We start from the raw sequence: 13,329 nt of genomic DNA on the forward strand, positions 1-13,329 counted from the left end.
CCCTGGGAAGGTTCCGCCGGGCAACTTCATATGACAGGCCTCGCGATGCCATAGGCTGGGAGGCATGAGTTCACCGGCCGAGCGATACGCCCAGGCTCGACGCCGCACCGCAGACGCCAAGACCGAGCTGGGAGCCTTCCGCCGTGAGCAGGGCTTCGAGCTTGATGAGTTCCAGCTGGAGGCCTGCCGACATCTGGAGGCGGGGAAGGCCGTCCTGGTGGCGGCCCCCACCGGAGCCGGAAAGACCATCGTCGGCGAGTTCGCGGTCCACCTGGGCCTGGCCACGGGCACCAAGACCTTCTACACGACGCCGATCAAGGCGCTGTCCAATCAGAAGTACCAGGATCTGGTGGCGGATCACGGCGTCGACCGTGTCGGACTGCTCACCGGAGACACCTCCATCAATGCGGGCGCACAGATCGTGGTCATGACCACCGAGGTCCTGCGCAACATGCTCTACTCGGACTCCGAGGCGCTGCAGAACCTCAGCTACGTGGTCATGGACGAGGTCCACTACCTCGCCGACCGGTTCCGCGGAGCCGTCTGGGAGGAGGTCATCATCCATCTCCCCGAGCACGTGCAGCTCGTGGCGCTCAGCGCCACGGTCTCCAACGCCGAGGAGTTCGGCGCCTGGCTGGACACCGTCCGGGGAGAGACCGCGGTGGTGGTCTCCGAGCATCGGCCCGTGCCGCTCTGGCAGCACATGCTGGTGGACCACCAGCTCCATGACCTGTTCATCACCGACGACGACCAGCACGACGCCGCCGAGGGTGGCCAGCTCCTGGTGAATCCGGAGCTGCAGCGCCTGGCCCAGCGCCAGCAGGCCCCACCGTCTCGCCGTTCCGGCGGGCACCGCTCTCGGGGCCGGGGACGCCGGGACCCTCGCCGCGAGCGTGCCTCGGAGCGTCGTTCCTCGACCCAGATGAGCGCTGGAGTCTCCGGCATCTCGGGCTCCTCGGGTGCACGAGCACGGGTCAACCGCCCCAGGATGATCCGCGCTCTGGACCGGGACGGGCTGCTGCCCTGCATCAGCTTCATCTTCTCCCGCGCCGGCTGCGAGGCCGCCGTCGAGCAGTGCTTGAGGGCCGGCATCCAGCTGACCACCCGTGAGGAGGCCCGTGAGATCGCATCTCGCGTGGAGCAGATGGGCTGGGAGCTGCCTGCCGAGGATCTCTCCGTGCTGGGCTACGACAGCTTCCGTGAGGCGCTGGTCAACGGCGTCGCCTCCCACCACGCCGGAATGCTGCCCCCGTTCAAGGAGCTCGTCGAGTCGCTCTTCGCGGAAGGGCTGCTGAAGGTCGTCTTCGCCACGGAGACGTTGGCCCTGGGCATCAACATGCCTGCGCGCACCGTCGTGCTCGAGAAGCTCGACAAGTTCAACGGTGAATCTCATGTGGACGTCACTCCCGGCGAATACACCCAGCTGACCGGACGTGCGGGCCGACGTGGCATCGACGTCGAGGGCCACGCGGTCGTCGTCTGGCAGCCCGGAATGGACCCCCGTCAGGTGGCCGGTCTGGCCTCCAGGCGCACGTATCCGCTGAACTCCAGCTTCCGCCCGAGCTACAACATGGCGGTCAACCTGACCGCCCAGTTCGGCCGGGACAGGGCACGCACGATCCTGGAATCCTCCTTCGCCCAGTTCCAGGCCGACCGTTCCGTGGTGGGTCAGGCCCGTGAGGTCGCCCAGCGGGAGTCATCCATGAAGGGGTACGCGCAGGCCATGACCTGTCACCTGGGTGACTTCCGGGAGTACGCCGAGCTGCGCCGGCGTCTCGCCGAGGTGCAGAAGGGACAGGCCAAGGCGAGGAACCGTCAGCGTCGCCGCGAGCTGGTGCGGGTGCTGGCGGCCCTGCAGCCCGGCGATGTCGTCGAGGTGGCCGGACGGCGCCGGATGGGGGAGTGCCTGGTGGTGCACAGCGCCCCGGAGCATGATCCACGGCCCAATGTGATCACCGCGGCGGGTCAGCTGCGGCGACTCACCGTGGAGGACTTCAGCCAGCCGCCCGAGGTCCTGACGAGCATCCGACTGCCGCGGAAGCCGCAGGTCAAGGTGCCCAAGGTGCGCCGCGATCTGGCCGCGGCGATGCGCAGCGCCCTGCGCGATCGTGTTCCGCCGCGCCGTGACGCTCCCGCGCCCGGCTTCGGATTCGTCGATGAGCCCGACGAGGACGCCGTGGACTCCCTGGAGTCTCAGCTTCGCAGGCATCCGTGCCACAGCTGCGGGGAGCGCGAGGAGCATGCCCGTTGGGCCGAGCGCTGGTGGCGGCTGCGCCGTGAGACTGATCAGATCAAGGAACGGATCAATCGCCGCACCGGGTCCATCGCCAAGACCTTCGACAGGATCTGTGGGGTCCTGGTCGAGCTGGGGCATCTGGTGCCGGAGCCGGAGTCGCTGCCCGGGTCCGCCGCAGAGTCGGCGTCAGGGGGTGCTAGAGCAGATGTTCAGGTTCCCTCCTCGCAGGGGGAGTGGGATGCGCCGGAGTTCGCCGTCACCGAGCGGGGGCAGCGTCTGCGCCGCATCTACGGGGAGCGGGATCTGTTCACCGAGATGCTCCAGCAGCGCGGCGTCCTCGCCAGCCTCTCTGCCGCGGAGCTCGCCGCCTTCTCCACGGTGCTGACCTACCAGGCGAAGCGGGACGATGAAGGTGCCATGCCGCAGATGCCCACTCAACGGCTGAACGCCGCGGTCCGTGCCGCCGTCGACGTCCATGACGAGCTGGAGGCACTGGAGAAACAGCACCATCTGGAGCCCACACCGGCCCCGGAGATGGGACTCGTGGTGCCGATGCACGCCTGGGCGTCCGGACTCAGCCTGCGTCAGGCCCTGGAGGACTCTCCGCTGGCCGCCGGAGACTTCGTCCGCTGGGCGAAGCAGTGCGTCGACTCGCTGGACCAGCTTGGCCGTGCCCCACACACTGCCGCCAGGCTGTCAGCCCGCTGTCATGAGGCGGTCGATCTCGTGGCCAGGGGAGTGGTGGCCTACTCTGCGGTGGCCGCTCTGCCTGGCCTGGACGAGGGCGACGCCAGCGACGTCACCGACGACCTCACCGACGAGGCAGAAGACAGCCGGCTGTCCGCCGGCCCCGAGGACGAACGACTGTGAGGACGGGACCATTCCGATGACGAGCGCACAGGCCGGGCAGGAGCCCGACACCCTCCCGCTGGTGCACCAGGCGCGCGAGAACATCCCGCGGCTGCTGATCGACGGCACCATCCACAGCATCGCCGAGCCGTACTCCGAGGCGATGGTCGTCGACGATGGGCTGATCTCCTGGCTCGGCGACCCGGACACTGCGGGTCGGCTGACCGACCGTCTCGAGCGTCAGGAGCTGGGCCGTGCTCTGGTCGCCCCTGCGTTCGTGGGGCGCCTGGACCGGGATCTTGAGTCGCTGGACGCCGGAGGAGCGGCCGCGGCGCTGGATGTGGCGGCCGCCCATGGCCAAGGAGCCCTGCGCCTCATGCTTGGAGTCTCGGCTGAGGAGCTGGACGACCCGGCCGGCCAGCTTCGGACCCGCCTGATAGAGGTGGTGAAAGCTGCCCGCTGGCATCCGGTCGTGGTCCTCCCGGCGGTACGGATGACCGGCCTGCCCCTGGACGACGGCCCGCACGCCCTCCACGAGGTACGAACCGCCGTGGGGCGCCTGCTGGACCTGCTCGAGCATGTCGACGACGCCGCCGGAGCTCCGGTGGGCGTGGAGCTCCGACTCGCAGAGCTCATCCCTGAGCTCACCCCGCAGGACTCCGCGGGCACCTCCCTGAGCTCCGGGGACGTCCGGGAACTGGCTGTCGAGCACCTGGTGACGGTCTCCGCCGCCGTGGCGGAAGAGTCACGTCAGCTGCTCCTGGAGGTCGGGGGACACCCTCCCGCCGCCGTGGCAGCCCTGGTCGCCGAGACGCGCCGCCGACTCCAGGGCCGCGGAATGACGCCGCGTCCCGACCGACCGACTGTCCTGGTGGATTTCGACTCGGCACACCGCCAGGATTGGGAGGCGCTCGTCGGCACTGCCGTCCATGTGCTGCTGTGCCGCCCCGGGCACCTCGGCCTGGCCCTGAGCGTGGGGATCCCCACCTCCGTCGCGCCGTCCGAGGCCGCTGACCCGTGGCAGCTGGTCGCGGCCCACGTGCACCGCGAGGAGTCGGCGGTCTCGGTGCGGGCGGCCTTCAACGCTCAGACGCGGGCGGCCCACCGCTCCCTGCCCGCCGCCGATGGTGCGGCGCCTGCGCTGGCCGCCCTGGCGCCGCAGCTCGACCCCGGCGCGGCGGCGAGCTACACCGTCTGGGAGGCGGAGACCCTGGCGGTCCAGACCCCGGATTCGCGCACCGCGGCCTGGAGCACCGACGCGCGGGCCCGCACCCCGCTGCTGCCCTACCTGGGCACGGTGGACGAGCCCGCAGTGTCGCCCGTGCTGCGGGCGACGGTGATCGGAGGTGTCGAAGTTCACGGCACCGCCGAGGCCCGACACTCCGGGACAGAGGATTCCTGAACCGGCCCGGATGGGTGCACAATACATCGAGTGCTGCCGTCCTCGGCGGGCACCCGTGCCCGACGACCAGAGTCGGCACGAGACAGTCTGAGACAGAAGGGGCACGAGTCCACCCGTGAAGATCCTGACGATCATCCCGACCTACAACGAGATCGAGGCTCTGCCGATCACGGTGCAGCGGTTGCGCGCCGCCGTGCCCGAATCTGACGTGCTCGTGGTCGACGACAACAGTCCCGACGGGACCGGTCAGCTCGCCGAGCGCATGGGGCACGAGGACCCGCAGATCCATGTGCTGCACCGAAGGGCGAAGAACGGTCTGGGCGGAGCGTATATCGCAGGTTTCCGCTGGGGCCTCGACCGTGGGTATGACGTGCTCGTCGAACTCGACGCCGACGGCTCCCACCAGCCAGAGCAGCTGCCGGACCTGATCGCGAAGATCGATGAGGCCGACCTGGTCATCGGATCCCGCTGGGTGGCCGGGGGAGCCGTGGTCAACTGGCCCCTGCACCGTGAGGTCATCTCCCGCGCAGGCTCTCTGTATTCACGGACCCTGCTGGGCCTTCCCGTGCGGGACATCACCGCGGGCTTCCGGGTGTTTCGCCGTTCCACCCTGGAGGACATCGACCTCAACAGCATCGAATCGGTGGGCTACGGCTTCCAGGTGGACATGACCTTCCGCGTGGCACGGCAGCGCAAGACGATCGTGGAGGTGCCGATCACCTTTGTGGAACGCACGCTCGGGGCCTCGAAGATGAGCTCCGACATCGTCGTCGAGGCCATGCTGAACGTGACCCGATGGGGTCTGGGGGCCCGCGCCGAGGCGCTGTCCGGGAGGTTCGGACTGCGCTGACCCGCCGTGATCAGCCTCGACGTCGCGTCAGCGGTCTGAGGTCAGAAGAGCCCGCCACCGCTGTTCCGGTGACGGGCTCTTCTGACAGGATTATGAGGCGGACGCGTCCGAGGGCGTGACCAGGGTCAGGAGACCTTCTCGCCGCGACGCTCACGGAGCTGCTTGAGACGCTCGGTGAGGATCTCCTCCAGCTCCTCGACGGAGCGACGCTCCAGGAGCATGTCCCAGTGTGTCCGGACCGGCTTCTCCGGGGTGTCGTCCGGCTTGGAGCCGTCCATCAGGACGCCCTCCTTGCCGGTGGGCGAGGTCCAGGTGGACGGGACATCGGCTTCGGCCGAGAAGGTCACCGTGATCTTCTCGCCGTCCTCGCAGACGTACTGGACGTCCTGACGAGGTGCCGGCTCCACGCCCTGCTCCGTCTCCATGGACTGCGCACCCAGGCGCATTCCGCGCAGACTGCGATCGCTCATCGGCTTTCTCCTCCACTGCTGGGGACACAGGTTATCGAGATGCACAACAGCAGCTGGCGCCCGGATATTCCGGGCGCCAGCTGTGAGCTGGCTCCCCTCAGCGCAGAGGGGGTGCAGGCTCCGGGACCTCTCGCGGCATCAGCCCCGCTGCGGAGGTCGGCCGCCCTGCTGGCCGTGCGGTCCCTGACCGGGCTGCGGCCATGGCCGACCCTGAGGAGGCTGCTGGCCCTGCTGGTCGACCTGCTCCTGCGGGTGGCCCTGATTCGCGTAGGGATCGTAGGCGGGGCGCTGAGGGTTCTGCGGGAGTGCCTGCTGGGCAGAGTCCTCGCCGATCCCGCGGCCTGATCCGATGGACGGGTCAGCCTCGGGAGGTGCCGATTCGGCGATCCGCTTCAACGTGTCCGTGCTCGACTCCCTGTCGAGGCTGGGCGCGTCTCGTCCTCCGCCGCTGGTCTGTGCCCGACGTGCTTCAGCCTCGATGTCCCGGGTGCCCTCATAGTGCGGGTGCTCGTCGGTCACCGAGGTGGATCGTGCCGAGGAGGCCATGTCTGCGATGGCGTCGGAGATCGCTGGCTTGCCCCGGCGTTCCTTGGCCTCCTGCTCCTTGCGTTCACGACGCGCCCGCAGTCGCTCCTCGCGGGCGGCACGCTCGGCCTCACGCTCCTCGGGGCTGCGGCCGTCGGTCGCCTCGGTGTTGCCGCCGAACGCTCCGGAGAACGCCTTGAGCGCATCGCCGAACTCGCCGGGGATGACCCACATGGTGTTGGAGTCACCCTTGGCCAGCTCGGGCAGGGTCTGCAGATACTGATAGGAGAGCAGCTCCGGACCTGGCTCGGAGTCGTGCACGGCGCTGAACACGGTCTCGATGGCCTGGGCCTCCGCGTTGGCGGCCAGGATGCGGGCCTGGGCCTCACCCTCTGCCTGCAGGATGGCGGCCTGGCGCTCACCTTCGGCTGTGAGGACTGCCGACTGCTTGGTGCCCTCGGCGGTGAGGATCGCCGCGCGGCGGTCGCGCTCGGCGCGCATCTGCTTCTCCATCGAGTCCTGGATGGACAGGGGTGGCTCGATCGCCTTGAGCTCCACTCGGGCCACGCGGATGCCCCACCGGCCGGTGACCTTGTCCAGCTCGCCGCGAAGCTGCCCGTTGATCCGGTCACGGGAGGTCAGTGCGGCCTCCAGGTGCATGCCGCCGACCACGTTGCGCAGCGTAGTGGTGGTCAGCTCCTGGACTGCGTGGATGTAGTTCTGGATCTCATAGGTCGCCGACTTGGGGTCGGTGATCTGGAAATAGACCACAGTGTCGATGGAGACCACCAGGTTGTCCTCGGTGATCACCGGCTGCGGCGGAAAGGAGACGACCTGCTCGCGCATGTCCAGCAGCGGCACGAGCCGGTCGATGAAGGGGACCAGCAGGGTGAGCCCGGGGCCCTGAGTCCGCTGGTACTTGCCGAGGCGCTCGACGATCCCGGTACGCGCCTGCGGGATGATCCGCACGCTGCGCACCAGGATGATGACGACCAGCGCCATCAACGCCAGGAGGACGACGAGAATTGCTACATCCATGGGGCTTCCGATCTTCGTTTCTGTCGCGGGGAACTTGACTGGTCTCTGGGGTCTGGCAGTGCCGCTCAGGTCTCGCGGGGTTCAGGATCCTGCCACTCGATTCCGGGAACAGGCCGCAGGTAGACGATGGCGCCCTCCACGGACTCCACGACGGCTGCCATGCCCGGCTCGATGCGGAAGTTCCCGGCAGTGCGGGCGGTCCAGGTGTCACCGTCGACCTCGGCGAGGCCACCCTCAGCGGTGATCGTCTCGAGGGGCTGTGCGTCCAGGCCGGCCATCCGGTCCACATTGGTCAGCTGCTCCTCAGAGCCCTTCTTCATGTGCTTAAGCGCGACAGGTCGCACGGCGCCGAGCATCAGCAGGGCCGTGGCGGAGCCGATGACGACCTGCATCCAGCCGGGCCCGCCGGCCAGGGCCACGGTGGTGGCTCCGGCGGCTCCGGCGGCGAGCATCAGGAACAGGAGATCGAGCATGAGCAGCTCGAGCACGAGCAGCACGAAGGTCAGGGAGAGCCAGGCCGCCCAGAGATTCTCGCCGAACCATTCGATCATGCGCGAACCTCCTCGAGAGCCTTCTCCACCATCTGCTCACCATGCGCCCGGTGATCGGAAACGCACAGGTGAGCCGCGTGTCTCCTTCATTCTGCCTGACTCACGGGTTCCCGTCACCCCTGTCACACTCGTGCGCGGATCCCCGGCCGCCGGCGGGTCGTCGCCACACGGTCACATCCAGGTCGACGGTGACGCGATCGACGCCCTCCTCGGTGATCCGGGCGGTGACCTCGTCGGCCTCGCGGTGATGCCCGGCAGGCCCCATCATGACCAGATCGCGGGCCGAGTCGCCGCTGACCGGGACCTGCGCGGTGACGACGCGATGCTCCACAGGCTCGAGGAAGCGACGGTGCATCTGTGTCCTGAGATCTGCGAGCTTGTTCGGCTGCATCCCCAGGAGCCCGAGGCCCGAGAGCTCACGGAGATGCGCCGGACGAGGCGTGACGACGATCGCCGGCGCCCCGGGGAGCAGGACGCGGAAGTACTCGTCGACATTCCGCGGCGCGAAGATGTCTAGGAGCAGCTCCACGGTGCCGTCCGCCACAGGCAGCGGCCTCCACAGATCCCAGGCCAGGGCGAGGGTGCGAGGATGCCGCGCGGCGCGCTTCAGGCCGGCGGGGGAGAGGTCCAATGCCACTGCGCGTGCCTGTGGTCGGGCATCCAGCAGGCTCTGCAGATGATGGCCCGTCCCGGCTCCGCAGTCGAGCATGATCTCGACTCCGCCGGGGTGGCGCATGGGGGCCCAGAGCTCCGCCAGCTGGTCGAGTGCGTCGGTGAGGACCGAGAAGACTCCGGCGCTCTGGACGCGTTCGCGCGCCATGATCATCGCCGGGGAGTCAGGCGTGACGGATGATCCGCGGCCGACGAGCAGATTGACATAACCCTGCTTGGCCGCGTCGAATCGGTGTCCGGCAGGGCAGACGAGCCCTTTCACCCGTGGGTCCGAAGCCCCCCGCAGAATGGTCAGGGGCTGATTGACGGACGACGCCTGAGGCCCGGCCTCAGGCGAGCCATCATGCAGCGGGCACGTCACGGGCCAGCTCTCGTCGCTCATCAGCTCAGGACCAACGGGCTCCAGCGGTGACTGACTCATGTCCAGAAGCGTATCGGCTCACGTGGCCGGGACTGTCTCGGTCGAAGCCGCCTTAGTCGAAGCGTCAGCGCTCTGCATGCCTGACGCGCTCAAATCCCTCGGGACCGGCCATGGACGGCATCGCCTCAGCGCGACGGGGACCAGACAGAGAGCCTCCCTCACATCATCCTCAATTGCCCGATAATCTACATTATGTCAAGCTAGCGATTGACCGGCTGCCTTTGCCCCCGGGCGCCTCAGCGCATCGCCTCAGCACGTCACGTCCGGTGCGGCCACCCCAACCAGACTGTCCCGTCACGGCCCCCGCGGTTCAGTTCTGTCGTGAACGCTCGATCTCCTCGGCGATCTGCTTGATCCGACCCAGGCGCTCGTCCCAGTGACGCCCCACCTCATGAAGCTGTGCCGTGGCCCGCGCCAGTTGCTCGGAGTCCACCGAGAACTGCCGCTCCCGCCCCTCCTGACGCGCCCGGACCAGCCCGACCCGCTGCAGCACAGACAGGTGCTTGGCCACGGCCTGCCTGGTGACCGACACCCGCTCACTGAGCCGAGTTGCGCTGCTGGGCCCGCCGATGAGCATCAGATCCAGGAGAGTCCGCCGCATGGGATCCCCGACGGCGTCCCACAGGGCGTCATCCACGCCAACCCGGTCCGGCCGATGCTCCCCTCGGCTCATGCGGCGGACACCAGCTCAGCGGCATAGGACTGCAGGCGCGGAAGGAAGACGCCCCACCCCTGGACATGATCCCGATGTTCCGCCCGGGCGACGGCCTCGCTCCAGCCACGCTCCCTGAACCCGGACTCAGTCATGGTCACAGTGGATGCCTGGGCTCCGCGCCGCGGCGCGATGTCAAAGGTCACCAACAGGGAGTTCCCGGGTGCGGCAGGCGATTCGTCGTAGACCCATCGGAACGAGAAGCGCCGGTGCGGGTCCGCCTCGACGATGGTCAGGGGCACGGTCTCAGCCTGGCCACAGCCACAGGACTCCCCGAAGACCAGCGTGCCTGTCTCCCCCGCCTGGGAGGTGAAGTCCGCCTGCTCCGGCCACCATTTCGCCATATGACCCGGCTGGCTGATCACCTCATAGACGGTCTCCGGAGACGCCTCGATCTCCAACGTCCGAGTGATGCTTCCCTGCTCGGGCTCTGCGGTGCCCGGCGTGTGGTCTGACGAGTGCGTGTGGTCTGACATGACCGGCCCCTTCGTGGCGATGTCGGTGATCTCGTATCTTCCATTTTATGCAACCAATGGTTGCTGATAGTGGAAGAATACCTTGAGCTGCCGCAATGTGCAACCGTTTGTTGCATTCGAGGCGCCTGTGCGACCTCCAGGACTCTCATCCCATGAGGCCGAGTGTTGCCACGCCCGCACAGGCGGAGGCCCATAGCACCGAACAGAAGGTGCCGATGATGAAGCGCTCGGCCGCGCCGTTGGGATGCTTGAGCTCCGAATATCTGGCCAACCCTTTGACCGCGAGCACCACAGCGAGGCCCTCCGGCCACCCCATGAGCAGCGTGGATGCTACCGCCAGGCGTTCCAGCAGGCCTATCCAGGCACCGCCGCGCAGCACCGGCGGCCCCTGGTCGGCGTGCGGCCGCGCGTCGAACCTCGTGGCGGTGTCCAGCACGGCGACGGACACCCCTGAGCCACCCAGACAGGCCGCCGCCGTCGCGGCGATCACCAGCGCGGGTCGCCAGCCGTCGTCGTCCACTCCGGAGACCTGCAGCGCACACAGCCCGGCGGCCGCCAGCAGCGCCAACTGCGCCAATGCCGTGATGTTGAGCAGCCCCAGGGAGGGACGCGCCGCACGATGCGGAAGGGATGCCGCAGCCGGCACAGCGGCGAGCAGGAGCAGGACGGTGGCAGCGATGATCACTCGTGGAGCTCCTGATCCTCTTCCTGGTGCACGTCCTGGTGCATGGCTTCCATGATCTCTGCCGCCACTGACATGACCCGCCGCGTCTCCGTCCAGAGCCCGCGCCGGAGCCTGCGAGAGACCGCCTGCTGGCTGGTCCCCAGCTGCTCAGCGGCCTGAGCCTGGGAGTATCCCTGCTCGATCAGCTCACCTGCCTCCTGGCTGGAGTCAGTGCGCCGGCGTTCCAGCTCACCGAGCATCTGCAGCAGCGCCTCCGCCTGCTCGGCGGCATGCCCCTGGGGCTCCCCGGCGCTCAGCGCCACTCCCCCTGAGGCGCGCTTGGCGCGGGTGACCGCCTCGCGCGCGGCCTCGAAGGCCCGACCGCTTCCGGCACGAGTCTCCTGCGGCAGCGGCGTGCGTACGGTGCCCACGCCGATCCCGATGCTCCACTGCTCGCTGCGTGCCACCCAGAGCGCGACGACCAGGACTGCCCCGGCGTCGTCGAGGACCCCCTGGATCTCATCGCCGGCGGTGCGCTGGAAAGGCCGCACCAGGTGCTCCGCGGCGCGCGTGTCGAGCTCGGCGGCCGCCTGATCCACGAGATCGGGCTGACGGCGGGAGCCCTTCTGGTCCAGGGTCATGACGAACATGGTCACAACTGTAATCGGTTGTGAACAGGGATACAACGTTTAGGAGTTGTTCATGGGCTCACAACCTTTGGAATCCATGCCTAAGCTGGCCCTGATGAACACCCTCGACACCGGTCACGACGACAGCAGTCACGCAGGCCACCGCCCCGGAGGCCTGCGCGGCGCCTGGTGGATGCTGCTCCTCGACGCCGCGCTGATCATCCTGTTCGCCGCACTGGGCAACCGCACCCATCTGAGCGGACTCGGGCTGGTCGACATCCTCTCCACCGCCTCGCCCTTCCTCCTCGCCTGGGCCCTGAGCGCCGCGGCCCTGCGGACCTGGCACCGGCCATCTCGTCTCTGGCCCGACGGCGTGATCATCCTCATCGCCACGGTGACGTTGGGTATGGCGCTGCGCGTGGTGCTGGGTCTCGGGGGCGCCCCGGTCTCCTTCGTGCTCGTCACCGCCGGGGTGCTGACCACTTTCCTCCTCGGCCGCCGCCTGCTCACCGGGCTCCTGGTCTCACGCAGCCGAGGATAAGAGGACTGCGGGATCTCCACGTCGCCTCCGCGATTCCTCAAGATTCCCCGAGAATCCGCCCCATTCCGTTGACTGCCCCCACGACCGGCGTAAGTTGGAGGGTGTACGCGCCAGCTTTCGACAGGAGGCAGCCGATGACCACCGAGGAGACTCAGCGCGACCCGCGGACCATGCACCGCGAGAATCCGCTCCCGGCTCAGCAGCAGGACGAGCAGCCGGGACTCACAGCACCGACCTCGCCCACGCCTGATCACGGCGAGGACAGCTGGATCGGGCACGGTCGGCTCACGGGCAGGAAGACCCTGATCACCGGAGGAGACTCCGGCATCGGCCGAGCCGTCGCCCTCGCCTTCGCCCGGGAGGGCGCCGACATTGCCTTCGTCCATCTGCCCGAGGAGGCCGAGGACGCCGAGGAGACCACCAGGCTGGTCCGCGAAGCCGGCCGGACCTGCGCGGCCTACGACGCAGACATCACCGACGAGGCTCGGGCCGTGGAGGTGGTGCGCCGTGCCGTGGATGACCTCGGCGGCCTGGACGTACTCATCCTCAACGCCGCCTATCAGCGGCAGCGTGAGGGCATCGATACCGTCCCCACCGATGAGGTCCGCCGCGTCTTCGACACGAACCTGCTGGCTCACGTCGTGATCACTCGGGAGGCCGTCCCCTATCTGAAGCCCGGGTCCTCGATCATCACCACCACCTCCATCCAGGCCGTCGGCCCCAAGCCGCCGCTGTTCGACTACGCGATGACCAAGGCCGCCCAGATCGCCTTCACCGAGGCGCTGGCGCTTGAGCTCGGCGAGAAGGGAATCCGCGTCAACGCGGTGGCCCCCGGCCCGATCTGGACTCCGCTGATCCCGGCCACCGGATTCCCCGACGAGGCCGTCGAGGAGTTCGGCCAGGACACTCCCCTGGGCCGTCCGGGACAGCCTGCCGAGCTGGCCGGCGCCTACGTGTACCTGGCCAGCGATGAGGCCTCCTACGTATCCGGCTCCGTCATCCCGGTGACCGGAGGAAAGGGATTCTGACATGGCACGAGACAGCATCAAGGACGAGGAGCTCTACGAGCGTCTGCGGGACGAGGGCGAGTCAAAGGAGAAGGCCGCCCGCATCGCCAACCAGGCAGCCAAGGAGAGCCGCAGCGAAATCGGAGAGAAAGGCGGCCAGGCCTCCAACTACGAGGACCGCACCGTCGACGAGCTCCGTGAGCGCGCCAAGGAGCTGGATGTCACCGGCTACTCCGACATGACCAAGGACGAGCTCATCTCCGCACTGCGCAACCATTGACCGACC

Annotated in this window: 14 protein-coding genes; 6 read left to right on the forward strand and 8 right to left on the reverse strand. The window is 68.4% G+C overall.

Annotated elements, in window-relative coordinates; all coding sequences use genetic code 11:
• Positions 1-64 precede the first annotated feature (64 nt).
• The 3 genes from ODE13_RS12915 to ODE13_RS12925 all read left to right on the forward strand — a co-directional run bounded on the left by ODE13_RS12915 (position 65) and on the right by ODE13_RS12925 (position 5,337).
• Complete coding sequence (locus ODE13_RS12915) at positions 65-3,106, forward strand: DEAD/DEAH box helicase (protein WP_322479647.1); 3,042 nt, start codon at positions 65-67, stop codon at positions 3,104-3,106.
• A gap of 16 nt (positions 3,107-3,122) precedes the next feature.
• Positions 3,123-4,487: a hypothetical protein gene (locus ODE13_RS12920; protein WP_322479648.1), complete on the forward strand. Its 1,365-nt coding sequence runs from the start codon at positions 3,123-3,125 to the stop codon at positions 4,485-4,487.
• 115 nt (positions 4,488-4,602) lie between these two features.
• Positions 4,603-5,337, forward strand: coding sequence for a polyprenol monophosphomannose synthase (locus ODE13_RS12925; RefSeq protein WP_322479649.1), 735 nt, complete (start codon positions 4,603-4,605; stop codon positions 5,335-5,337).
• A 125-nt stretch (positions 5,338-5,462) separates the two neighbouring features.
• Here the strand turns inward: ODE13_RS12925 and ODE13_RS12930 are convergent, their stop codons facing one another.
• The 8 genes from ODE13_RS12930 to ODE13_RS12965 all read right to left on the reverse strand — a co-directional run bounded on the left by ODE13_RS12930 (position 5,463) and on the right by ODE13_RS12965 (position 11,516).
• Positions 5,463-5,807, reverse strand: a complete 345-nt coding sequence (locus ODE13_RS12930; RefSeq protein WP_179542753.1) for an RNA polymerase-binding protein RbpA — start codon at positions 5,805-5,807, stop codon at positions 5,463-5,465.
• Between the two features lie 138 nt (positions 5,808-5,945).
• On the reverse strand, positions 5,946-7,370 hold the full coding sequence (locus tag ODE13_RS12935) for an SPFH domain-containing protein (RefSeq protein ID WP_322479650.1): 1,425 nt from the start codon (positions 7,368-7,370) through the stop codon (positions 5,946-5,948).
• A 65-nt stretch (positions 7,371-7,435) separates the two neighbouring features.
• Positions 7,436-7,921, reverse strand: coding sequence for an NfeD family protein (locus tag ODE13_RS12940; RefSeq protein ID WP_322479651.1), 486 nt, complete (start codon positions 7,919-7,921; stop codon positions 7,436-7,438).
• Between the two features lie 100 nt (positions 7,922-8,021).
• A complete protein-coding gene (locus ODE13_RS12945; protein WP_322479652.1) occupies positions 8,022-9,014 on the reverse strand; it encodes a putative RNA methyltransferase in 993 nt (330 codons plus the stop codon).
• 310 nt (positions 9,015-9,324) lie between these two features.
• Positions 9,325-9,651: an ArsR/SmtB family transcription factor gene (locus tag ODE13_RS12950; protein WP_322479653.1), complete on the reverse strand. Its 327-nt coding sequence runs from the start codon at positions 9,649-9,651 to the stop codon at positions 9,325-9,327.
• Positions 9,652-9,683: 32 nt separating this feature from the next.
• Entirely contained in the window at positions 9,684-10,202 is a 519-nt protein-coding gene (locus ODE13_RS12955; RefSeq protein ID WP_322479654.1) for an SRPBCC domain-containing protein, read from the reverse strand.
• 145 nt (positions 10,203-10,347) lie between these two features.
• Positions 10,348-10,887, reverse strand: coding sequence for a hypothetical protein (locus ODE13_RS12960; RefSeq protein ID WP_322479655.1), 540 nt, complete (start codon positions 10,885-10,887; stop codon positions 10,348-10,350).
• On the reverse strand, positions 10,884-11,516 hold the full coding sequence (locus ODE13_RS12965; protein ID WP_322479656.1) for a hypothetical protein: 633 nt from the start codon (positions 11,514-11,516) through the stop codon (positions 10,884-10,886). The genes ODE13_RS12960 and ODE13_RS12965 overlap by 4 nt, the downstream gene beginning before the upstream one ends.
• A 94-nt stretch (positions 11,517-11,610) precedes the next feature.
• On the opposite strand from ODE13_RS12965, the gene ODE13_RS12970 reads away from it, so the two are divergent.
• The 3 genes from ODE13_RS12970 to ODE13_RS12980 all read left to right on the forward strand — a co-directional run bounded on the left by ODE13_RS12970 (position 11,611) and on the right by ODE13_RS12980 (position 13,323).
• Positions 11,611-12,036 (forward strand): DUF3054 domain-containing protein, encoded by a 426-nt coding sequence (locus ODE13_RS12970; RefSeq protein ID WP_322479657.1) that lies wholly within the window; start codon positions 11,611-11,613, stop codon positions 12,034-12,036.
• Positions 12,037-12,170: 134 nt separating this feature from the next.
• Positions 12,171-13,064: an SDR family oxidoreductase gene (locus ODE13_RS12975; RefSeq protein WP_322479658.1), complete on the forward strand. Its 894-nt coding sequence runs from the start codon at positions 12,171-12,173 to the stop codon at positions 13,062-13,064.
• Between the two features lies 1 nt (position 13,065).
• The gene (locus ODE13_RS12980; protein WP_322479659.1) at positions 13,066-13,323 is read left to right on the forward strand and encodes a Rho termination factor N-terminal domain-containing protein; all 258 of its coding nucleotides are present in this window, start codon (positions 13,066-13,068) and stop codon (positions 13,321-13,323) included.
• Positions 13,324-13,329 lie beyond the last annotated feature (6 nt).

This window comes from Nesterenkonia sp. HG001 (assembly GCF_034438835.1).
Taxonomy (GTDB): domain Bacteria; phylum Actinomycetota; class Actinomycetes; order Actinomycetales; family Micrococcaceae; genus Nesterenkonia; species Nesterenkonia xinjiangensis.